The sequence below is a fragment of the Catenulispora sp. GAS73 genome (assembly GCF_041262085.1).
Taxonomy (GTDB): Bacteria; Actinomycetota; Actinomycetes; order Streptomycetales; family Catenulisporaceae; genus Catenulispora.
On sequence record NZ_JBGCCM010000008.1, the window covers coordinates 1 to 22,371 of the forward strand.

The following is a 22,371-nucleotide window of genomic DNA, read 5'->3' on the forward strand; positions in this document are numbered from 1 at the left end:
CGCCGGGTCCTCCCCCACCCGCCCCCCCGCACGCCCCCCCCCGGCCCCGCGGCGCGCCCCCCCCCCCCCCCCCACCTCTCGGGTTCCCGGGGCTGGTCGGTTCTCCGGGGGCTGAGCCCGGGCTAAGCCGCCGGCGTGTAGGTCACGAACACGACCCCGTTGTTCCCGAACCCCGGCGCCGCGCTGACCGGCGGTGTGGGGGATCCCGAGGAACTCGGCGGTTGCGAGCCGCCCCCGGTGCCTCCGTCCCCGCCGTCCTGGGCCGCGCCGCCTCCGCCGTTGCCGCCGGTCGGGGCGAGCGACCCCCCGCCGTCGCCGCCGAACACGGTGTAGTCGCTGGCGTTCGACGCGCCGCGGGTCCCGTTCTGACCGGAGATGTTCTGCACCGCTGCGATCTGCCGGCCGTCCTGCTCGCAGACACCGCCGGCGCCGCCGAGCCCGCCGTCGCCGCCGTAGCCGCCCTCGTGCTGGTCCAGCTGCCCGGCCCCGCCTCCTCCTCCGCCGAACGCGTAGGCGATGGTCTTGCCGCTGCCGAAGCTGCTCGCGCCTCCTCCGCCTCCTCCTCCGCCGCCCGGGATCTCGTCGGCGGTGCCGGTGCCGCCGGGTCCGCCGGAACCGGGCACCACGCCGCCGCCCGGGCCGCCGGAACCGCTCGGAATCCGGTTCGGTGAGGAGGCCCCGATACCGCCGCCTCCTCCGCCGCCGCCCTTCGGGCCGCCGGCGCTACCGCCGGCCGCGTTCCCGGACCGATCGGCGCCGGCCTGGCCGCCGCCGTCGCCGTAGCCCGCCGTCGCGTCGGTGTCGGGAGTGCCCTGACTTCCTCCGCTGCCGCCCGCTCCGCCGACCACGACGTCGTACTTCGCTCCCGGCGTCACCGTCAGCCGACAGGTCACCAGACCGCCCTCGCCGCCCCCGCCGCCGCCCCAGGCCTGCATGCCCGGGGCGGTGCTGTCCCCGCCCCCGCCGCCACCGGCCGCGGCCACGGTCACCTCGACCCGGGTGACGCCGGCCGGCACGGTGAACACGCCGTTATCCGTGAACATGTCGGTCTGCGGCTGACCCGCGGCGGCGCGCGCCACGGCTGCCGGCAGCAGGACGACGGTTCCGGCCAGGGCGGTCACGGCGACGGCCGTGAGCGCTGTCGAGGGGGAAATCCTCCGGCGCGCGCGGCGGCGGGGTGCGTGCTGCTCCACGGGTGTGCCTTCCGATCCCTGATGGCTGATATCGCGACGCAACGATACGACGGAGTATCGGTGCTTTGATGTACATTTCGCCGTGAAAATACCGATTGGCGCCGAACGGCTCCCTGACCTGGGCAGACTGGTGTCTTATATGCGCATTCGAACGAAGGCCGCGGCCGGCCTGGCCTCATTCCTCACCGCGGCCGCCATGGCGGCGGTGTGGGGGCCGCCGGCGTTCGCGGACACCCCCGCGGTATCGCCGTCGGTGCTCGCGATCCTCGCCCATCCGGACGACGACCTGCTGTTCATGGAACCGGACCTGAAGCAGGACTACGACCTCCCCAGCACGACCGTCTACGTCACCGCCGGGGACTCCACCACCCACGGCGATCAGGACAAGGACACCGAGTTCCCCGATCCGTGCGCGTATTCGGAAAGCAGGTTCGACGGCCTGCGGGCCGCGCACTCCCGGGGTGTCAAGGGCGCGACGTGGACCCGGACCGCCATCAGGGTCAACGGGCGGACCATCGAGGAGGACACCCTCGACCAGCGCCCCACCACCAAGCTCGTCTTCCTGCGCCTGCACGAAGCCGGGAACGGGCACTTCAAGTCCGGGGGAGACGGCTTCTCCAACATCTACGACCTCTTCGAGAACCCCAAGCCGGGGCTGGAGGAGAAGTCGGAGGGCACCGACATCCGCGACGGCGGGAAGGACTGCGACCCGCTCTACGCCAACCAGCGCTACACCCACGACGACCTGCTCAAGACGCTCACCGACCTGATGGCGCGCTACCAGGCCAGCACGGTGCTGTCGCTGGACCCGAACGTCGGCTACGACTACGTGTTCAACATCGACCACATCGGCGTCGCCCGGTTCGTCGGCGCCGCCTCGCGGGGCTGGCACGGCCCCGGCGGCAAGGGTCACCTCCTGCTGCGGGACTACCGGACCTACACCATCACGGTCGACCCCGCGAACCTGGACCCCGTCAACGCCGCCGACAAGGAGGACGAGTTCCTGACCTATCTCGGACCGGACCGCGGCGACACCCCGGGGCACTATCACGGGCGGTACGACCCCGAGCCGAACCCGAGCGACCCGCGTTTCTACGGGGCGTGGGTCCGCCGCGAGTACCCGCGCTGGACCAACGGCGTGTCGTGGGCGGCCCTGGACTCCGCCGGCCGGCTGAACGCGGTGGCGATGCTGGACAACAAGGTCCAGGTCTGGCGGGAGAACGCCTCGGGCGGCGGCTGGACCGGACCGACCCCGGTGCCCGGCAGCGTCCCGATGGGTTCGAATCTGACGCTGATCAAGGACGGTTCCGGCCTCCTGCACATCGTCGGGATCCGGCTGTCGGACGAGCAGATCCTCACCACCACCCGGGCCGCCTCGGGAACCTGGGGCCCGTGGACCGAGCTGGGCAACCCGAACATCGCGCGGGAGCGGGCGCTGACCGGCAACCCGGCCGTGGTGGTCGAGCGCGACGGCCGGCTGACCGTGTTCGTGCGCAACTGGGGCAGCGGGGTCAGCGCCCTGAAGCAGAACCCGAACGGGACCTGGCCGTCCGACTGGGCCGACCTCAAGGGCTACCTGGTGCGCGACGACCTGACCGCGGGGGTGTCTCCCCTGGACGGGCACGTCGAGCTGTTCGCCCCGTCGGTCAACGGCCTGCTGCACTGGAGCGAGAACCCGAACACCGGCGCCTACCCGATCGACGCGGTACCGGTGGGCCCGGCGACGGCCGGGCCGGTCAGCTTCACCCGCAACGCCGACGGCCGCATGCAGATCTTCTACGTGCAGGCGGGCACCGGGGCGGTCGCGTCGCAGTGGCAGCGGACCACCGGTTTCTGGACGACCTGGTCGAGTTCCCTCGGCACGGTCGGGCTCGAAGGCGTTTCGGCGAACGCCGGCAGCGACGGCCGGATGACGCTGGCCACGCGCAACCGCGGCGGCGGGGTGAGCCTGGGGGTCCAGGACAAGCCGAACATCGGCTTCAGCACGTTCCCGGACCTGGGCAACGTGGTCCTCGGCGCCCCGGTCGTCGTGCTCGACGGGCGCGGCCGCCAGGTCGTGCTGGCCTTTGAGCGGGACGCCGGGCTGCATGCGGCGCGGCAGTCCGCGCCGGGTGCGGCCAGTCCGTACGGGGCGTGGGAACTGGCAGGCAGCTGATTCTCCCCTCGCCATGAAGCAGCCCCGGACGCTCTCGTCCGGGGCTGCTCTGCGTTGTGGTCGCGGTTGTGGTCGCGCCGTGTTCGGCTTCAGCCGCGCGCGAGCCGCCGCTCGGCCAGTTCGGCCAGCAGCGCGGCGCCGTCGCCTAGCACCGAGTCGTCGAAGTCGGCCAGCGGGCTGTGGTTCGACGGCGCGCTCGTGTAATCGTCCTTGGGACACGCGCCGAGGAACGCGTAGGTCCCCGGCACCTCCTCCAGCACCCGCGAGAAGTCCTCAGCGCCGGGGTTCGGGTTGGCGATCCGGGAGAACCGCTCCTCGCCGTGCACCTCGCGCACGACCTCCTCCAGGAAGTCGACCTCCGGCGCGTGGTTCACGGTCGGCGGGTACTGCTCCTTGTAGGTGATCTCCACGGCGCAGCCGTAGGCCGCGGCCAGTCCCTGGAACAGCTCCGGCACCACCTCCAGCAGCCGGGTCCGGGACTCGCGGGAGAACGAGCGCATCGTCACGTGGAAGGTGGCGTCGTCCGGGATGATGTTCGCCGCGGTGCCGGCGTGGAACTCGCCGACGGTGATCACCACCGGGTCGAAGATGTCGAACTTGCGGGTCACCAGCGACTGCAGCGCCACCACCATCTCGCAGGCCACCGGGACCGGGTCCTTGCCGGTGTGCGGCCGCGAACCGTGGGCGCCGGCGCCGCGCACCGTCACCGCGATCTCGTCGGCGCCGGCCATGAACGTGCCGGCGCGGGACACGAAGTGGCCGCGCGGCAGGCGGTCGGACATCACGTGCATGCCGTAGGCGGCGACCACGCGCGGGCCGGCGGCGTCCAGCACGCCCTCGCGGATCATGTGCCCGGCGCCGTCGTCGCCCTCCTCGCCGGGCTGGAACATGAACACCACGTCGCCGGCCAGCCGGTCGCGGTGCGCGCTCAGCAGCCTGGCCGCGCCGACCAGCATGGCGGTGTGCAGGTCGTGGCCGCAGGCGTGCATGTTCGGGCCGGCGGCGGCGAAGTCCCGGCCGGTCTTCTCCACCACCGGCAGCGCGTCCATGTCGCCGCGCAGCAGCACAGCCTGCTTGGGGGCGGTCCCGGAGTCCGGGGCACCCCCGGCCGCCGGCCCGGTCCCGCGCAGCACGGCCGTCACCGAGTTCAGCTCGGTGCCCAGGGTGATCTCCAGCGGCAGGCCGTCGAGCGCGGCCAGGACCCGCTCCTGGGTGCGGGGCAGGTTCAGGCCGATCTCGGGTATGCGGTGCAGGTCGCGGCGCAGCCGGACCAGGTCCTCCTGCAGGCCCTTGGCGTCATCGGTGTAGGTCATGCTGCCATCCTGCACCGCCTGTCCAGACGTGGGGTGAGGGCCGGTCCCGGCGGGTGACCCCTACGCCATCGGCGCCGGCTGCAGGATGTTGAACCGCGCGCCAAACTGGTCGGTCAGCGCCGCCAGCCGTCCGGGCGGGGCGTCGGCGGCCGGGATCAGGACGGCGCCGCCGGAGCCCGTCACGCGCTCGACGGTCTGGTCGGCATCGGCCACCATGAAGTAGGGGATCCACTTCTCGTCCTGGATCGGCACCTGGTCGGTGATCGTCATGATCCCGCCGAACGCGGCCAGCGGGTCGCCGGGCCGGGTCGTCCACATGTCGTAGCCGCCGCCCTCCGGCGCGCCCTCCATGTACGGCTCGACGTTCCAGCCGAACAGCGCCGGATAGAAGGCCTTCGCAGCGGCCGGGTCGCGGGTCCACAACTCGGCCCACAGCATCGTGTCCTCGACGCAGCACGCCTCGAAGCCGGTGGTCCCGCCGGGCTGCCAGACCGCGAACTCGGCGCCGCTGGGGTCGGTGAGCTGGGCGAAGGAGCCCTCGCCGGGGACCTCCATGACCGGGACGCGGACCTTGGCGCCTCCCTTCTCGGCGGCGGCCACGGACGCGGCGGCGTCGGCCACCCGCACGTACGTCGTCCAGTCCGGCTTGGCGGCCGGATCGGTCAGGCCGCCGAGTCCGGCGACCGACTTGCCGTCCTTGCGCAGCGACCAGTAGCCGGGGCCGTCCGGGGAGTCCGGCATCAGCTGCTCGGAGGTCCAGCCGAAGACCCGGCCGTAGAACGCGGCCGAGGCGCCGGGATCGGGGGAGCCGAGATCGATCCAGCCGGGCAGGTTCGGGGTGTCGTCAGAGGTGATCATGAGCGGGCCTTCCTCGTTCTCGGGCGTGCGGTGGGGCGACGGCGCCGTACACCGCACATACCGTTGTGAGGTGCATCACGTCGTTATGCCCGAGTCTTCCACTCGCCACTGACAGCCACGAACCGTACACGGAATGGAGTCACCCGCTTCCGGTACATGTCTGCTTTCTCACAGGCGTCGGCCCTACCGGAGAGAAACCACGCAGGTACTCCAGGAGTAGCCTGTGGGCTGGCAACACATCCATACGGAACCTTCACATAAACGCAGGAGCCACAAGCGATGTCCCGCACCCCCGTCAACGTCACCGTGACCGGCGCGGCCGGCCAGATCGGCTACGCCCTGCTGTTCCGCATCGCCTCCGGCCACCTGCTGGGCCCGGACGTGCCGGTGAAGCTGAATCTGCTGGAGATCCCGCAGGCGGTCAAGGCCGCCGAGGGCACGGCGATGGAGCTGGTCGACTCCGCGTTCCCGCTGCTGGCCGGCATCGACATCCACGACAACCCCAAGGACGGCTTCACCGGCGCCAACGTGGCGCTGCTGGTCGGAGCCCGCCCCCGCACCGCCGGCATGGAGCGCGGCGACCTGCTGGAGGCCAACGGCGGCATCTTCAAGCCGCAGGGCGAGGCGATCAACGCGCACGCCGCCGACGACATCAAGGTCCTGGTGGTCGGCAACCCGGCCAACACCAACGCCCTGATCGCCGCCGCGCACGCCCCGGACGTCCCGAAGTCCCGCTTCACCGCGATGACCCGCCTGGACCACAACCGCGCCCTGGGCCAGCTCGCGCTGAAGACCGGCGTGCCGGTCAGCGAGATCACGAACATGACCATCTGGGGCAACCACTCCGCGACCCAGTACCCGGACGTGTTCCACGCCAAGATCGCGGGCAAGAACGCCGCCGAGGTCATCGACGACCAGGACTGGATCGAGAAGGACTTCATCCCGACCGTCGCCAAGCGCGGCGCGGCGATCATCGAGGCGCGCGGCTTCTCCAGCGCCGCCTCCGCCGCCAACGCGGCCCTGGACCACGTCCACACCTGGGTCAACGGCACCGCCGAGGGCGACTGGACCTCCATGGGCGTCGTCTCCGACGGCAGCTACGGCGTGCCGGAGGGCCTGGTCTCCTCCTTCCCGGTGACCACGAAGAACGGCGAGTGGAGCATCGTCCAGGGCCTGGACATCGACGCCTTCTCGCGGGCCCGCATCGACGCCTCGGTCAACGAGCTCGCCGAGGAGCGCGACGCGGTGAAGCAGCTCGGCCTGATCTGAGCGGTCCGATCCGCGCGGCCTGATCGGCACGATCTGATCCGCGCGGCCTGATCCGAGCATTCGACGGCCCGGTGTCCTGGTGTGGACACCGGGCCGTTCTGTGCTTCAGCCGCGGCCTCAGACCGTCGGATCGCGCGCCAACAGTCGCGTCAGCACCAGCGCCGACCGCGTCCGCTGGATCTCCGGCTCCCGCCGGATCCGCTCCAGCGCCTCCTCCAGATGCCGCATGTCCTCGGCCACGAGGTGCAGCAGCGCGTCGGCGTCCCCGGTGATCGTGTAGGCGGCGACCACCTCGGGATGCCGGGCGACGCACTCCCTGATCACATCCGGCGACGTCCGGTCCCCGCAGTAGACCTCGACGAAGGCCTCGGTGGTCCAGCCGAGTGCGGTCCGGTCGACGATCACCGAGAATCCGCGGATCGCGCCGTCCGCCCGCAGCCGGTCGACGCGCCGCTTCACCGCCGACGCCGACAACCCCACCTCTGTCCCGACCTCGGCGAACGAGGCGCGCGCGTCGCGCCGCAGAACGTCGATGATCGCGCGGTCGAGGCTGTCCATGCCCTGAGATTAGCGGTCCGCGGCCTCGCAGCCCCGGACCCCTGATCCCGGACGCCGCCGCCAGGCGCGCGCGGTCAGACCTCCGCTCGGCAGCCACAGGGTCCCGGCGCCGGCCAGGGCCACCGTGGCCCCGGCCACCTGCACCGGTGCGACACCCATCCGGCCCGCGGCGAACCCGCCGAGCAGCGCCCCGGCCGGGATCGCCCCGGTCACCGCGGCCTGCTGGAACGCCGCGACCCGCCCCTGCAACTCCGGCGGCGCCGCCAGCTGCCGCGCCGTGGTCATGGCGATGGCCCACACCGTCGCCAGCAGTCCGAACGCGAGCTGATACGCGATCAACGTCTCGAACGGCAGTCCCAACGCCGCGGCCGGCATCAGGAACAGCGCCGCTGCCGCGCCGACCGCGCAGTACTTCACCGACTCCGCCAGCCCGAAGCCCTTCGCCACCCGCTTGGTCACCAGTACACCCAGCGCCGACGCGGTCGCGAACACCGCGAACGTGACGCCCAGCTGCCAGCTCCGCAGGTGCAGCTTGTCGGTGGCGTAGAACACGAAGAAGCCTCCGGTCACCGCACCGCCGAAGTTCAGCGCTCCAGCCGCGGTGACTTGGCGCCGCAGAACGTGGTCGTCGGCGATGACGCGGAATCCCTCGCGCACGCCCTGCAACCACGGCTCCTGCTGCGCTTTCCGCACTCCTGCGACGTTCAACGCCGCGGGCAGCAAGCACAGCAGCACCGCCTCCACCGCGAAGGCCACGCTGTCGCCCAACAACGCGTCGGACGTCCCGAACCAGGCCACGAACAATCCGCCGATCGCCGGCCCGCCGATCTGCCCCGCGGTCCGCGCCCCGGAGAGCCCGACATTCGCGTCGAGCAACTGATCCGCTGCGACAGCGCGCGGCAACGCCGCCTGCAACGCGACAGTCAGCGTCGTCGCGAGCGTCCCCGACCCCAGAGCCACCGCGTACAGCACAGTCCAGGAAAGCCACCCGGACGCGTCCGCGACGGGCACCGCCGCCAGCAGCAGCCCCTGTGCGACCGTCAGCGCGACGAGCAGCTGTCGCAACCGCGACCGGTCCACCATCAACCCGACGAACGGACTGAGCACTGCGCCCGGCAGGAACGTCAAAGCCATCAGGGCGGACGCCCCGAACGGCCCGGCGTGCAGCCGCACCACGGCCGTCAACGGCAGCGCGACCGCGGTGACCTGCCGTCCCACCGATCCGGCCAGCTGGTCCGCGCACAGCACGAGGAACGAGCGGTTGTGGCGAAGGGGTGACGTCATCAGTTCATTGAAGACGACCCCGGCGGTCTATGCGCGGACCGCGCTTCCTGAGAAAACCGGCTTCCAGTGCGACTAAAACGCCGCAGCGCGCGTCTAAGGAAACGAAGCCGCGCCCGCAGCGGGCCGTACCCCCGCCGCGAGCGCGGCCGATCACGCCGCGCGGACCCGGCCGCCGAGGCCGGGTCCGTCGCGACCGACAGACAGTATCAACCCAGAGCGCTCTGTAGTTGAAGCACCGCCCAGTCCAGGTCCTCGGCGGTCACCACGAGCGGCGGCGCCATGCGGATGGTCGAGCCGTGGGTGTCCTTGGCCAGGACCCCGCGCGCCATCAGGCGCTCGGAGATCTCGCGGCCGGTGCCGAACGAGGGGTCGATGTCGACGCCTGCCCACAGCCCGCGTCCGCGGACCTCGCGCACCATCTCCTTCGGCAGCCGCGCCAACGCCTCGTGCAGGTGCGCGCCGAGCGTGCGGGCCCGCTCCTGGTACTCGCCGGTGGCCAGCAGCCCGACCACCGCGCGGCCGACCGCGCAGGCCAGCGGGTTGCCGCCGAAGGTGGAGCCGTGCTCGCCGGGGTGGAAGACGCCGAGCACGTCGCGGTCGGCGACCACCGCCGACACCGGCAGGATGCCGCCGCCGAGCGCCTTGCCCAGGATGTAGACGTCCGGGACGACGTCCTCGTGGTCGCAGGCGAAGGTGTATCCGGTCCGCCCCAGCCCGGACTGGATCTCGTCGGCCATCATCAGGATGCCGCGCCGGGTGCAGATCTCGCGGACCGCCGCCAGGTACCCGTCCGGCGGCACCAGGACGCCGGCCTCGCCCTGGATGGGCTCCAGGAGGATCGCGACGGTGTCATCGGTGATGGCCGCCTCGATCGCCGAGGCGTCGCCGTAGGGGACCGAGACGAAGCCCGGGGTGAACGGCCCGAACTCGTTGCGCGCGTCGGGATCGGTGGAGAACGACACGATGGACAGCGTCCGGCCGTGGAAGTTGCCCTCGCACGTGATGATCTGCGCGCGGTCCTCCGGGACGCCCTTGACCTGGTAGCCCCACTTGCGCGCGGTCTTCAGCGCGGTCTCCACGGCCTCGGCCCCGGAGTTCATCGGCAGCGCCGCCTCCTTGCCGCACAGCGCGGACAGCTCGGCGACGAAGGGCCCGAACTGGTCGTGGTGGAACGCCCGCGAGGTCAGCGTCACCCGGCCCAGCTGGTCGCGGGTCGCGGCCAGCAGCACCGGGTTGCGGTGCCCGAAGTTCAGCGCGGAGTACCCGGCGAGCATGTCCAGATAGCGGTTGCCGTCGACGTCGGTCACCCAGGCCCCGTCGGCCTCGGCGATCACCACCGGCAGCGGGTGGTAGTTGTGCGCGGTGTGCGCGTCGGACTGCGCGATCAGCTCCTGGGCCCGGGCCGAGGGCGGATTCCGCGGCCCCGCGCCGGCCTGCGCCTTGAAGGTGCCCGAGCCCGGCTCGGTGTCGCGGCCGGTGTCAGAGATCGTGGTCACGGTACGGACCCCTTTCAGCTTCTGAGCTCCAGCGTGCAGCACTTGACCGAGCCGCCCGCCTTGAGCAGTTCGGACAGGTCCACGCCGATCGGCTGGTAGCCGCGCTCGGCGAGCCGGGCCGCCAGGCCCGTGGCGGCCTGCGGCAGCAGGACGTGCAGGCCGTCGGAGACCGCGTTGAGTGCGAAGACGGCGGCGTCCTCGGCGGTGGCCAGGACGGCGTCCGGGTACAGCGTGCGCAGGACGGCCTGCGAACCCGGCGAGAAGGCCTCGGGGTAGTAGGCGATGGTCTGGTTGTCGAGCACCGCGATCGCCGTGTCCAGGTGGTAGTAGCGCGGGTCGACCAGGCGCAGCCCGATCACCGGCATCCCGAAGAACTCCTGCGCCTCCAGGTGCGCGTTCGGGTCGGACCGGAAGCCGTGGCCGGCCAGGATCCAGTCGCCCGCGTACAGGAAGTCGCCCTCGCCCTCGTTGATGAACTGCGGGTCGTGGACCTCGGCGAAGCCGTTCTTGCGGAACCACTCCATGTACGCCGGACCCTCGGCCCGGCGCTCCTCGTTGCGGAAGGAGGCGCCGAGCACCTTGCCGCCCACGACGGTCGCGCCGTTGGCCGCGAACACCATGTCCGGCAGGCCCTCGATCGGCTTGATGGTCTCCACCTGGTGGCCGAGGTCCAGGTACGCGTCACGCAGGGCCTCCCACTGGCGCGCGGCCAGCGAGGCGTCGACCGGTTCGTCCGGGTCCATCCAGGGGTTGATCGAGTAGGTGACCGCGAAATGGTCGGGCGGGCACATGAGATACCGGCGCGGGATCGCCACGCGCTGTGCCGCCGAAGGCGCGAGGAGTGTCTCGGGGATCATGCAACCTGAGCATAAGTACGGTGTTTTCCCTGCTCAAGGAACCTTCGTTGCGTGTCGTCGCGCGATCGTTGCGAAGATCGGGCAGTCACAGGTGTTTCATTGCGCCACTGGCGTCCCAACGGCGGGAGACCCGCGCTCCCTACAATCAACGGGGTGAGCCCGATTCTCGTGTCCATCCTGGTCGTCCTGGCGCTGATCCTCATCGAGGCGCTGTTCGTCGCGTCCGAGATCGCGCTCGTTTCGTTGCGTGAGAGCCAGCTGGAGGCCATGGCCCAGCAGGGCCGCCGCGGCCAGGTGGTGGCCAAACTGGTGCGCGACCAGAACCGCTGGCTGGCCACGGTGCAGATCGGCGTCACGCTGACCGCGCTGCTGTCCTCCGCCTACGGCGCGATCACCCTGTCCGAGAGTGCCAAGCGCGGCCTGATCAGCGCCGGGCTCGGCAAAGGCCTGGCCGGGTTCGTCGGGGTCGTCGGCGTCACGCTGGTCATCACCTTCGTGACCCTGGTGATCGGCGAGCTCGCGCCCAAGCGGCTGGCGCTGCAACGGCCCGAGCCCACGGCGCGTGCGGTCGCGCCCTTCCTGAACCGGATGGCCGCTGTGGTGCGGCCGTTCATCTTCCTGCTCTCGGTGTGCACCAACGGCGTGGTGCGGCTGTTCGGCGGCGACCCGGACGTGGGCCGCGAGGCGGTCTCCTCCGAGGAGCTGCGCCTGATGGTGGCCGGGAACGAGACGCTGAACAGCGACGAGCGCGAGCTGATCGACGAGATCTTCGACGCCGGCGACCGGCAGCTGCGCGAGGTGCTGGTGCCGCGCACCGAGGTCACGTTCCTGGACGGCCAGCTGCCGATCCGGCAGGCGGCGCGGATCGCCGCCTCCGAGCCGCACTCGCGCTATCCGGTGATCGAGGGCTCGGCGGACAACGTCATCGGATTCGTGCACGTGCGCGACTTCCTGAACCCGGAGCTGGCCGGGCGCTCGATCCGGCTGGAGGAGATCGCCCGGCCGGTGAAGATGCTGCCGACCTCCAAGCAGGTGCTCTCGGCGCTTTCGGAGATGCGCGCGGAGTCCACCCACCTGGCGATCGTCGTCGACGAGTACGGCGGCACCGCCGGCATCGTCACCCTGGAGGACCTGATCGAGGAGCTGATCGGCGACATCCAGGACGAGTACGACGTCGGCCAGGCCGGCACCACCCGGCTGGTCGGCGGGGTGATGGAGGTCGACGGCCTGCTGAACCTGGACGACTTCATGGACGAGACCGGGATCGAGCTGCCCGACGGCCCGTACGAGACCGCGGCCGGGTTCATGGTGGCCCAGCTCGGGCGGCTCCCGGCGCTCGGCGACGAGGTGGTGGTCGCCTTCGAGGCCGTCCCCGGCCGGCACGGCGCCGGCCCGGAGGACGACGCCGAGGACGTCGAGCGCGAGATCCACCGCTCCCAGCTGCGGGTCGCCGAGATGGACGGCCGGCGCATCGCGCGGATCCGGATCACGCGGCTGCCCGAGGGCGGGGCGGCGGAGGCCTCCGCCGCCGATGCTCCCGTCGATGCTCTCGCCGCCGAAGCGCCAGCCGCGGAGGCGCCCGCGCCCGAGGCGCCCGTCGGCAGCCCCGAATCCGCCACAGATATCACCTCCAGTGATCATTCGAATACTGATGGTGGCGAAGGGGTCGGCCGGGCCGGTGCGGGTGAGGAGATCCCGGGAGAACCCGATCAAAGCGAGCCGCGGATCTGAGAGAATGGGGCCCATGGCAGCCGCTCCCCAGTCCTCCGGTCGCAAGCGCGTCTTCTCCGGCATCCAGCCGACCGCCGACTCCTTCCACGTCGGGAACTACCTCGGCGCGATTCGGCAGTGGGTGCCCCTGCAGGAGACCCACGAGACCATTTACTGCGTCGTGGACCTGCACGCGATCACCGTCGAGCAGGACCCGAAGCTGCTGCGCCAGCGCACCCGGGTCGCCGCCGCGCAGCTGATGGCGGCCGGGATCGACCCGGGGCGCAGCACCTTGTTCGTGCAGAGCCATGTGCCTGAGCACGCGCAGCTGGCCTGGGTTCTGACCTGCATGACCGGCTTCGGCGAGGCCGGCCGGATGACCCAGTTCAAGGACAAGTCCGGCAAGCAGGGCACGACCAACACCAACGTGGGCCTGTTCACCTACCCGATGCTGATGGCCGCCGACGTGCTGCTGTACAACGCGGACGAGGTCCCGGTCGGCGAGGACCAGCGCCAGCACCTGGAGCTGACCCGGGACCTGGCGCAGCGCTTCAACGGCCGCTACGGCGACTACTTCACGGTCCCGGACCCGTACATCATCAAGGCCACCGGCAAGATCACCGACCTGCAGGACCCGGGCGCGAAGATGTCGAAGTCGGCCTCCTCGCCGGCCGGCATCATCGAGCTGCTGGACGACCCGAAGGTCTCGGTCAAGAAGATCCGCTCCGCGGTCACCGACACCGAGCGCGAGATCCGCTACGACGAGGTGAACAAGGCCGGCATCTCCAACCTGCTGTCGATCTACGCGGCACTGGACGGCCGGAGCATCCCCGAACTGGAGACCGCCTACGAGGGCAAGGGCTACGGCGACCTGAAGAAGGACCTCGCCGAGGTCTTCGTCGACTTCGTGACCCCGTTCCGGGAGCGCACGCAGGCCATCCTGGCCGAGCCCGACAAGCTGGACGCGGTCCTGGCCGAGGGTGCCGCCAAGGCCCGCACCATCGCGACCCGGACCCTGTCCGAGGTCTACGACCGAGTCGGGTTCCTCCCCGCGGCGGGGAACTGACGGTGGGCGGCGTATCGGATCCGCTCGCGGCGACCTTCGCCGGGGCCAACCCCTTCGCGTCCGGAGCCCGGGGGGCGGACACCGTGACCATCGGCGTCGCGGTCCCGATCCCCGAGCCCTACGGCACCGAACTGCAGAAGTGGCGTGCGTCGTTCCACGACCCGATGGCCCTGGCGATCCCGACGCACGTGACCCTCCTGCCGCCGAGCGAGGTCGAACGCGAGGACCTCCCCGGTATCGAGGACCACCTCGCCAAGGCGGCGTCCTCGGGCCGGCCGTTCTCGATGCTGCTGCAGGGCACCGGTACCTTCCGCCCGATCTCCCCGGTGACCTTCGTCCGGGTGGCCCAGGGCGCCGAGGAGTGCGCCGCCACCGAGGCCCTGGTCCGCTCCGGCATACTCGCGGGCGAGGCGCGCTTCCCGTACCACCCGCACGTCACGGTCGCCCACGAACTCCCCGAGGACGCGCTCAGCCGCGCCCAGGAAACGCTCGCGGGCTACGAGGCCCGCTTCCCGGTCACCGGGTTCGCGCTGTACCTGCACGGCGACGACGGGGTGTGGCGGGTTCGGCGGTTGTTCCCCTACGGGCGCTGATTCGCGCCGGCGGCCCCCAGTGGCACTCACCGGAAGCCGCCCTGGCACAGACTCGCCTACTCCAGCACAGGCGCCGGCCCCGAAGGCGCCGCCGCCGGCTTCGGCCGCAGCGTCATCGAGATCAGACACACCGCCAGCGCGATCCCCGCGCCGACCGTCAGACCGGTGCCCAGGCCGTGCGTGAAGTTCACCTTGGGGTTCGGGTCGTGGCTGCCCTTCATCGACGAGGTGAAGATCGTCACCAGCACCGCGATGCCCAGCGCGCCGCCGATCTGCTGGCACGCCTGCATCAGCCCGGAGCCGGCGCCGGAGTCGCGCGGAGCCAGGCCGTTCATGATGTTCAGCGCGATCGGGCTGAACGCGATACCGCCGCCGAGGCCGAACATCAGGAACGGCACCAGCAGGCCGCTGACGAAGCCGGTGTGGACCGAGACCTGCGACAGCCAGAGCAGCGCGCCGGCGATCAGCGCCGTACCGAGGACGATCAGCGGACGCGGGCCGAAGCGGGGGAGCAGCTTGGGGATGAAGCGCGAGACCGCGAACAGCGTCGCGGTCAGCGGCAGGAACGCCAGGCCCGCGCGCATCGGCGAGTAGTCCAGCACCTCCTGCATGAACTGCGGCATGAAGAAGAACATCGAGAACATCGCGCCGACCAGCAGCACGTACGAGCCGTAGCTCCGGGCCCTGGTGGAGTTCCGCAGCAGACGCAGCGGGAACACCGGGAACTCGACGCGGGACTCGATGAACACGAACGCGCTCAACAGCACCACCGCGGCGACGAACACCCCGATGGTGGTTCCGTTGCTCCAGCCGTGCTCCGAGGCGTTGATGAAGCCGTAGACCAGGCTGCCCATACCGGTGACCGAGGTGATCGCGCCGAGGTAGTCGATCTTGCCCTGCACGCGCGGGGACTCGTTCAGCAACCGGGCCGCGGCGATCGCGGCGACCGCGCCGATCGGCACGTTGATGTACATGACCAGCCGCCACGAGCCCCAGGTGGTCAGCATCCCGCCGAGCAGCAGGCCGACCGAGCCGCCGGCGCTGGAGACCGCGGTGAACAGGCTCATCGCCTTCACGCGCGGCGCGCCCTCGGGGAAGGTGGTGATGATCAGGGCCAGCATGCTCGGTCCGGCCATCGCCGCACCCACACCCTGCAACGCCCGCGAGGCCAGCAGCATGGTGGAGTCGACCGCGAGCCCGCCGACGAAGGAGGCCACGGTGAACAGGATGACTCCGGACACGAACATCCGCCGCCGCCCGAAGATGTCGCCGGCGCGGCCGCCGAGCAGCAGCAGGCCGCCGAAGGCGAGCGTGTAGGCGTTCAGCACCCACGACAGGTTCGCGTCGGAGAACTTGAGCGAGGTCTGGATCTTCGGCAGGGCTATGTTGACGATGGTGGCGTCGAGTACCAGCATCAACTGGCAGGTCACGATGGTCGCGAGGATGAGTCCCGGCTTGGGCTCGCGCTTTGGAACAACTTTCCCGGTGGAAGGTGTTGTGGATATGGACGCAGTAGACATGGTGTCCTTCACCTGACGGCGAGCATTTAAGCGGAGGCTAACTCCGTTTAGCGTAGAGTGCCGGTACGCATGGCGGCAACTGGAATTCCGCGGGGCTCGGGGAAGCCCTGCTCAACGAGGTGAAAGGACGATGACAAGGTGAGGGCTGACGCGCTCCGCAACCGCGAGCGCCTCGTCGAGGTCGCCCAGTCGGCGTTCGCGACCCACGGGATCGAGACGTCCCTGGAGGAGATCGCGCGCCAGGCGGGCGTGGGAATCGGGACACTCTACCGCCGGTTCCCCCGGCGCGAGGATCTCATCGCGGCCGTTCTGGCCGAGCGTTACCTGAAGCTCGCCGAATGTGCCCAGACCCTCGCCGAGTGCCGCGAGGACGCCGACGCGGCGTTCACCGAGTGGCTGACGCTGCTGATCGAGCACATGGCGATCTACCGCGGCCTGTCGCTGGCGGTGAAAGAGGCCATCCACGACCAGAGCACCGCGCTCGGACAGACTTGTAAAGAAATGATGGACGCCGGAACCCGCCTGCTGGAGCGCGGCCAGCGGGCCGAAGCGTTCCGCTCCGACGTCAACTTCTGGGATGTGATGTCGCTGTGCTCGGGCATCGTCACGGCGGTGGAGCGCCGCGCCGAGAAGCCGGTCGATTCCGGTGTGCCGCCGGTGAACCCGTATCTGCTGCTCGACGTGGTGCTGCGGGGGTTGCGCAAGCAGGACGCATAGGGGTTAATCCCGACAGTCGTCCCAGAAGGGCTGTCGCACCCGAAGTTAAGTGAATGAGTAGTGAACGCAAGACGAACTTCAGGTGACTAAGTTACGGTGAGGCATGCTCACCGAACCCCGGCACGCCGTCGTCCAGCACCGTGCGCACGCCACCGACGACCGCCCCCGAGTGTCCGCGCTGCGCTGGTCGGGAGCGGTTTCTCTCGGCGTCTTCGTCCTGCTGGCGATCATCGTCGCGACGAAGGCGTCCCGCAGCACGGACCAGTCGATCGACGACTCGCTGAACCGGTTCGCGCTGCGCGACACCGGGGTCGCGGACTTCTTCAAGGCCGTCACCAACGCGGGTTCGCCGACCGTGACGCTGGGCCTCGGGCTCCTCGTCGCGGTCGCCTTCTATGTGCTGCGGATGCGGACCTCGGCATACTTCGCCGCGTCCTCGGTGATCGGCGCCTACGCCATCGCGTACGTCGCCAAAAAGGGCGTCGACCGCCACCGGCCGGTCTGGGACGCCGCGCACACGATCTCCACAGAATCCGGCGCCTCGTTCCCGTCCGGCCACGCCACCGGGACCTCGGCGCTGGCCGCCGTGCTGATCCTGGCCGCGGTCCCGCTGCTGGTCAGCCCGGCCGCCCGCCGGGCCGCCGCGACCGTGCTGGTGCTGTACGTGATCGTCATCGCCGTGTCGCGTCCGGTCCTCGGCGTCCACTTCCCGACCGACGTCCTGGCGGGGGCCGCGCTGGGCGCCGGCTGGACGCTCTTGTGCGCCTCCGTGCTGCGGCCTTGGGGGGACCGGCCGTCCGCTGGCTGACCCGCTTAGGAGAACCAGCCGTTCACGCGTGATACTAAGGGCGGACGAGCATAGGGTTTTGCAGCCCGCACCGCTGCGTCGCCCACCGCATCAACAGGAGGACCGGAGAAAGTGACTTACGTCATCGCCCTGCCCTGCGTGGACGTGAAGGACAAGGCCTGCATCGAGGAGTGCCCTGTCGATTGCATCTACGAGGGCGAGCGCATGCTCTACATCCACCCGGACGAGTGCGTCGACTGCGGCGCCTGTGAGCCGGTGTGCCCCGTCGAGGCGATCTTCTACGAGGACGACACCCCGGAGCAGTGGAAGGACTACTACAAGGCCAACGTGGAGTTCTTCGACGACCTCGGCTCCCCCGGTGGCGCCTCCAAGATGGGTCTGATCGAGAAGGACCACCCCCTGGTGTCCGCCCTGCCGCCGCAGGCGGAGGGCGAGAGCTGAGAGCACCAGCTCTCCCGCCGGCGACATCCCGCTCCACCAGAGGAAATCCTTCACGATGCGGAAGCTCCCTGACTTCCCGTGGGACCGGCTCGCGCCCGCCAAGGCACGAGCCGGCCAACACCCGGACGGGATCGTCGACCTGTCCGTCGGCACGCCTGTCGACCCGGTGCCGGCCGTCGTCCAAGACGCGCTGCGCGCCGGGTCCGACGCCCCCGGCTACCCGCTCACGCACGGCACCCCCGCCCTGCGCGAGGCGGCCGTCGGCTGGATGGCGCGCCGGCTCGGCGTGACCGGCATCGCCCCGGCGGCGGTGCTGCCGGTGATCGGCACCAAGGAACTGGTGGCCTGGCTCCCGACGCTGCTGGGCCTGGGCCCCGGCGACCAGGTGGCCATCCCGTCGGTGGCCTACCCGACGTACGACGTCGGCGCGCGCATCGCCGGCGCCGACACGCTCGTGGCCGCCCCGGAGGCCGCCGCGGACCTGATCCGCGCGCACCGCCCGAAGCTCGTCTGGCTCAACTCCCCGGCCAACCCGAACGGCCGGGTCGCCCCCGCCGCCGAACTGCGCGCCGTGGTCGAAGCGGCCCGCGAGTCCGGCACCGTCGTGGTCTCCGACGAGTGCTACATCGAGCTGGCCTGGGAATCCGAGCCGGTCTCGCTGCTGCACCCGGACATCCGCGGCGGCAGCCACGAGGGCCTGTTGGCCGTGCACTCCCTGTCGAAGCGTTCGAACCTGGCCGGCTACCGCGCCGGCTTCGTCACCGGCGACCCCGCGGTCGTGGCCGACCTGCTGGAGGTGCGCAAGCACGCCGGCCTGATCATGCCGCGGCCGGTGCAGGACGCGATGACGGTCGCCCTGACCGACGACGTCCACGCCGCCGAGCAGAAGGAGCGCTACCGCAAGCGCCGCCAGGTGCTGCGCGAGGCGCTGGAGCGCGCGGGCTTCCGCATCGACCACTCCGAGGCCGGGCTGTACCTGTGGTCCACGCGCGACGAGGACTGCTGGAGCACCGTCGAGTGGCTCTCCGAGCGCGGCATCCTGGTGGCTCCCGGAGACTTCTACGGCGAGGCCGGGGCGCGGCACGTGCGGGTCGCGCTGACCGCGACCGACGAGCGGGTCGCCGCCGCGGCCGCACGCCTGACCGCGCCGTGACGGCCGGCTGACCGTCGCCTGCGCGGGCGAACATCACGACTTTCGTACTGTCGTACCGGACTGAGTACGAACCCGCATATGCCTCAGTAGTCTGACCACCGGGTCCCATGGATGGGGCCCGGTTCGCTCTGTACCCGTGCACATCCGCCACCGAGGGGGAGTAATGCCAACTGAGGAGCCGGTTCCAACGGAGCAAGCAGTCAGACCTGTCATCTTCTGCGGTTTCAGCGCCATCATGCTGTTCGCCTACGGCGAAGTGCTCCCGGCGAAATCGGTGATCGTCGTCGAGGAGCAGGAGTATGCGCGCAAACGCGACGCTCAGGCGTCCGTCAGCTGGTCGCCGCTGGTCCGCGAGGTCGTCGAGTGGGACCACGAGCAGCCGGGCAAGGCCGACGAGTTCTTCCTCGCGCACCGCGACCTGGACCCGGTTGCGGTCGTCCCGGTGACTGAGGCCGGGGTCCTGTTCGCGGCCCGCCTGGCCGAGCGCTACGGCCTGCCCGGCGCGGGCCTCGGCGCGGCGGAGGCGCTGCGGGACAAGTACCGGCTGCGCGGGATCACCCGGGCCGCGGGGATACCGAACCCGGAGTCGGCCGTGGTGGCCGACGCCGCGCAGGCGCGGGCGTTCATGGCGGCCGGGACCGGCCCGATCGTGATCAAGCCGGGCGCCGGGCAGGGCTCGGTGGCCACGCTCGTGGTCCACGATCCCGCCGAGATCGACGACGCCTGGCAGGGACTGCGCGACGAGGACGACGCGTCGCTGGGGCCCAGCGCGCGCATGCTGGCCGAGCGGTTCGTGGCCGGCGACGAGCTCAGCGTCGAGATGCTCGTGCGGGGCGGCGAGGGCGTGTTCGCCAACGTCACCGGCAAGATCCTGTATCCCGGACCGCGGCCGGTGGAGAAGGGCCACGTGATCCCCGCGGACATCGCCCCGGAGCTGACCGACCTGCTGGTGCGGCAGACCGGCCGGGTGGTCGAGGCGGTGGGCTTCGCCGACGGGATCGTCCACTGCGAGTGGATCGTCGCCGACGGGGTTCCGCACCTGGTGGAGTGCGCCGGGCGTGGTGCCGGGGACGGGATCCTCGACATGATCCGCCAGGCTTACCCGGTCGACATCCTGCACGCCTACATCGACATCCTGGCCGGCCGGGAGATCTCGGTCGAGCTGCCGACCCAGGCCAAGCGCGCCGCGTCGATCCACTACAGCGTCGCCCTGCCGGGCATGGTCACCGAGATCCGTGGGCTGGAGGCGGCCCGCGAGGCCGAGGGGGTCTTCTACGCCGACACCATCGTGGAGGTGGGCGACCGGCTCAACGAGCTGCGCAGCTCCGGCGACCGGCCCGCGTTCGCCGCGGTGACCGCGGACACGCCGGCCGAGGCGCTGCGCCTGGCCATGGCGGCCGCCGCGCTGATCGAGGTCGTCACGGGGCCGGAGTGAGCGGCTGAGCCCGTCTTCTGGCGTGCTCCTGACGTGCTCCTGACGTCCGGCGTCCGGCCTGCGCGACCTGTGCGGTCCGGACGCCGACCACCGCGGGACCCTCAGGCGGCCGGCGGCTCCTTCTCGAAGTACCGCATCGCCTGCTTGTAGTATCCGCGCGGGTTCGTGTCCAGATACCGCGCCCACGCGGGATCCCGGTCCCCGCGCATCCACGCGACCCGGGCCAGCGCGTAGCCGAACATCGGCTGGTTGATGTAGCCGAGCTGCTGGCGGCGCCACCCGCCCCGGCCCTGCGAGAACGTGAAGGCGGCGTTGGCGGTGAAGACCCCGAGGCCGAAGAACACCGTGGCCAGGTCGGTCAAGGGCTCGTGGTCGCCTTCGTCCGAGCTGGACAGCCCTCGGTAGAGCAGTTTGTGATGGCACAGTTCGTGGGCTGCGACCGCCACGACCCGGCGGGGGTCGGGGGCGTTGTCCATCCCTATCGCGATGACTCCGAGCCCTTCGCGGACGCTGTAGTGGCCGGCGACGCTCTTGGATCCGACGATGCCGCCGCCGGGGGCGGGCTGCGCCGGGGGCCGGCCGTCGTACAGGGCGACCGCGATCTCCGCCGGATCGATACGCAGGTGGGCGCGGACGAGGTCGACGATGCCGAGCACATCGTCCGGAGTGCCCCGATAACTCCCGGGGAAGAACGAAGGTGTGGGTGTGAGCACCTCCGCCTCCACCGCAGCGCGCCCGAACTGCTCGACGCACCAACCCAGCATCTTCTCGATCCACTGGCGCTCCCGGTCCTCGACCGGCGGGCGCGCCCCGAACAGCGGCATGCCCCGACATTACCCCGCCTCCGTCCGCCCCCTGGCGCGCCGGAGGCGGCGGTTTCCGGCGCGGATCCGCCGGGTAGCCGCCCAACGGAGGAGAGCCATGATCCGCACAGTCCGCACCCCGGACGGCCGCCGTCTCGCAGTCTCCCAGCGCGGCGACCCCCACGGGGCACCGGTGATGCTGTTCCACGGCACCCCCGGCAGCAGACTCGGGCCCGTCCCGCGCCCGATGACCCTGCACGCCTCCGGCATCCGGCTCCTGACCTTCGACCGCCCCGGCTTCGGCGAGTCGGACCGCCAGCCGGGCCGCACCGTCGCATCGGTGGCCGAGGACGCCCGCACAGTCGCGGACGCCCTGGGCGTCGAACACTTCGCCGTCCTGGGCCGCTCCGGCGGCGCCCCCCACGCCCTGGCGTGCGCGGCACTCCTCCCCGAGCGCGTGACGAAGGCCGCGGCGATGGTCGCCCTCGCCCCCCGCGACGCGATGGGCACCGCCTGGTTCGCCGGCATGACACCCGGCAACGTCGAGGCCTACACCCAAGCCCTCACGAACCCCGAAGCCCTCCGCCGCACCCTCGACGACCGCGCAGCCCGCATCCGAGCAGACCCCACAAGCCTCCTGGCGAACATCGACGAAGGCCTGGAACCCGCGGACCGAGCAGTAATCCGCCAAGCGAACATCCGCCACGAACTCGTCGCGGCCTACGCCGCAGCAGTCGCGCGCTCCGCGGACGGCTGGTACGACGACGCCCTAGCCCTAGCAGCCCCCTGGGGCTTCGACCCGGCGGACATCCACGCACCGGTCTACCTATGGCACGGCGCCGAAGACCGCTTCTCCCCAGCCAGCCACACGACATGGCTGGGAGAACGCATCCCCCGCGCGACGGTCGACCTGGAACCGCGCGCATCGCATTTCAGCGCCCTGCTGCGGATGCCCCAGGTGATCGTGTGGTCGGGCGCGCGGGTGTCGTGGGACGCGGCGGTCGCGCTTGGGGGGTAGGACGGACGGTGGGGGCGGCGGTGCGGTGGCGGTTGGTGTCTTGGTGCGGAGGCGAGCCGGGGCATTGGCGGGTTGGTGCGTGGGTGCCTGGGCCGCATTGGCGCACTGCGGCATTAGCGATTAG

Annotated in this window: 20 protein-coding genes; 11 read left to right on the plus strand and 9 right to left on the minus strand. The window is 71.1% G+C overall.

Annotation, left to right across the window (positions count from 1 at the left end; genetic code table 11):
• Positions 1–122: 122 nt before the first annotated feature.
• The gene (locus ABH935_RS13590) at positions 123–1,193 is read right to left on the minus strand and encodes a hypothetical protein (protein ID WP_370378226.1); all 1,071 of its coding nucleotides are present in this window, start codon (positions 1,191–1,193) and stop codon (positions 123–125) included.
• 139 nt (positions 1,194–1,332) lie between these two features.
• On the opposite strand from ABH935_RS13590, the gene ABH935_RS13595 reads away from it, so the two are divergent.
• Positions 1,333–3,348 carry a PIG-L family deacetylase gene (locus ABH935_RS13595; RefSeq protein ID WP_370378227.1) on the plus strand — a complete coding sequence of 672 codons (2,016 nt, stop codon included), beginning with the start codon at positions 1,333–1,335 and terminating at the stop codon, positions 3,346–3,348.
• 89 nt (positions 3,349–3,437) lie between these two features.
• Here the strand turns inward: ABH935_RS13595 and ABH935_RS13600 are convergent, their stop codons facing one another.
• A complete protein-coding gene (locus ABH935_RS13600) occupies positions 3,438–4,661 on the minus strand; it encodes a M20 family metallopeptidase (RefSeq protein ID WP_370378228.1) in 1,224 nt (407 codons plus the stop codon).
• 60 nt (positions 4,662–4,721) lie between these two features.
• The gene (locus ABH935_RS13605) at positions 4,722–5,519 is read right to left on the minus strand and encodes a VOC family protein (RefSeq protein WP_370378229.1); all 798 of its coding nucleotides are present in this window, start codon (positions 5,517–5,519) and stop codon (positions 4,722–4,724) included.
• Positions 5,520–5,798: 279 nt separating this feature from the next.
• Here ABH935_RS13605 and ABH935_RS13610 point away from each other — a divergent pair, with 279 nt between their 5' ends.
• Complete coding sequence (locus tag ABH935_RS13610) at positions 5,799–6,788, plus strand: malate dehydrogenase (protein WP_370378230.1); 990 nt, start codon at positions 5,799–5,801, stop codon at positions 6,786–6,788.
• Positions 6,789–6,905: 117 nt separating this feature from the next.
• On the opposite strand, the gene ABH935_RS13615 is transcribed toward ABH935_RS13610, so the two are convergent.
• The 4 genes from ABH935_RS13615 to ddaH form a co-directional block, all read right to left on the minus strand.
• A complete protein-coding gene (locus tag ABH935_RS13615; protein ID WP_370378231.1) occupies positions 6,906–7,346 on the minus strand; it encodes an Lrp/AsnC family transcriptional regulator in 441 nt (146 codons plus the stop codon).
• Between the two features lie 9 nt (positions 7,347–7,355).
• Entirely contained in the window at positions 7,356–8,630 is a 1,275-nt protein-coding gene (locus tag ABH935_RS13620; protein ID WP_370378232.1) for an MFS transporter, read from the minus strand.
• A 206-nt stretch (positions 8,631–8,836) separates the two neighbouring features.
• Positions 8,837–10,018: an ornithine--oxo-acid transaminase gene (gene rocD, locus ABH935_RS13625; RefSeq protein ID WP_370378498.1), complete on the minus strand. Its 1,182-nt coding sequence runs from the start codon at positions 10,016–10,018 to the stop codon at positions 8,837–8,839.
• Between the two features lie 122 nt (positions 10,019–10,140).
• A complete protein-coding gene (ddaH, locus tag ABH935_RS13630) occupies positions 10,141–10,983 on the minus strand; it encodes a dimethylargininase (protein WP_370378233.1) in 843 nt (280 codons plus the stop codon).
• A 153-nt stretch (positions 10,984–11,136) separates the two neighbouring features.
• Between ddaH and ABH935_RS13635 the strand changes: the two genes are divergently transcribed.
• The 3 genes from ABH935_RS13635 to ABH935_RS13645 are packed head-to-tail and all read left to right on the plus strand — an operon-like array spanning position 11,137 to position 14,352.
• Positions 11,137–12,714: a hemolysin family protein gene (locus ABH935_RS13635; RefSeq protein ID WP_370378234.1), complete on the plus strand. Its 1,578-nt coding sequence runs from the start codon at positions 11,137–11,139 to the stop codon at positions 12,712–12,714.
• A gap of 4 nt (positions 12,715–12,718) precedes the next feature.
• Complete coding sequence (gene trpS, locus ABH935_RS13640; RefSeq protein ID WP_370378235.1) at positions 12,719–13,759, plus strand: tryptophan--tRNA ligase; 1,041 nt, start codon at positions 12,719–12,721, stop codon at positions 13,757–13,759.
• A gap of 2 nt (positions 13,760–13,761) precedes the next feature.
• Positions 13,762–14,352 (plus strand): 2'-5' RNA ligase family protein, encoded by a 591-nt coding sequence (locus ABH935_RS13645; RefSeq protein ID WP_370378236.1) that lies wholly within the window; start codon positions 13,762–13,764, stop codon positions 14,350–14,352.
• Between the two features lie 56 nt (positions 14,353–14,408).
• On the opposite strand, the gene ABH935_RS13650 is transcribed toward ABH935_RS13645, so the two are convergent.
• Positions 14,409–15,782 carry an MFS transporter gene (locus tag ABH935_RS13650; protein WP_370378237.1) on the minus strand — a complete coding sequence of 458 codons (1,374 nt, stop codon included), beginning with the start codon at positions 15,780–15,782 and terminating at the stop codon, positions 14,409–14,411.
• A 228-nt stretch (positions 15,783–16,010) separates the two neighbouring features.
• Here ABH935_RS13650 and ABH935_RS13655 point away from each other — a divergent pair, with 228 nt between their 5' ends.
• The 5 genes from ABH935_RS13655 to ABH935_RS13675 all read left to right on the plus strand — a co-directional run bounded on the left by ABH935_RS13655 (position 16,011) and on the right by ABH935_RS13675 (position 20,426).
• Entirely contained in the window at positions 16,011–16,589 is a 579-nt protein-coding gene (locus tag ABH935_RS13655; protein ID WP_370378238.1) for a TetR/AcrR family transcriptional regulator, read from the plus strand.
• 103 nt (positions 16,590–16,692) lie between these two features.
• Positions 16,693–17,397, plus strand: coding sequence for a phosphatase PAP2 family protein (locus tag ABH935_RS13660; protein ID WP_370378239.1), 705 nt, complete (start codon positions 16,693–16,695; stop codon positions 17,395–17,397).
• A 111-nt stretch (positions 17,398–17,508) separates the two neighbouring features.
• Positions 17,509–17,838: a ferredoxin gene (fdxA, locus tag ABH935_RS13665; RefSeq protein ID WP_194913919.1), complete on the plus strand. Its 330-nt coding sequence runs from the start codon at positions 17,509–17,511 to the stop codon at positions 17,836–17,838.
• Between the two features lie 55 nt (positions 17,839–17,893).
• Positions 17,894–18,991: a succinyldiaminopimelate transaminase gene (gene dapC / locus ABH935_RS13670; RefSeq protein ID WP_370378240.1), complete on the plus strand. Its 1,098-nt coding sequence runs from the start codon at positions 17,894–17,896 to the stop codon at positions 18,989–18,991.
• Positions 18,992–19,226: 235 nt separating this feature from the next.
• Complete coding sequence (locus tag ABH935_RS13675; RefSeq protein WP_370378241.1) at positions 19,227–20,426, plus strand: ATP-grasp domain-containing protein; 1,200 nt, start codon at positions 19,227–19,229, stop codon at positions 20,424–20,426.
• Positions 20,427–20,527: 101 nt separating this feature from the next.
• Here ABH935_RS13675 and ABH935_RS13680 read toward each other — a convergent pair whose 3' ends face one another.
• The gene (locus tag ABH935_RS13680) at positions 20,528–21,250 is read right to left on the minus strand and encodes a hypothetical protein (protein WP_370378242.1); all 723 of its coding nucleotides are present in this window, start codon (positions 21,248–21,250) and stop codon (positions 20,528–20,530) included.
• Positions 21,251–21,347: 97 nt separating this feature from the next.
• On the opposite strand from ABH935_RS13680, the gene ABH935_RS13685 reads away from it, so the two are divergent.
• Positions 21,348–22,247, plus strand: coding sequence for an alpha/beta fold hydrolase (locus tag ABH935_RS13685; RefSeq protein WP_370378243.1), 900 nt, complete (start codon positions 21,348–21,350; stop codon positions 22,245–22,247).
• The last annotated feature ends 124 nt before the right edge of the window (positions 22,248–22,371 follow it).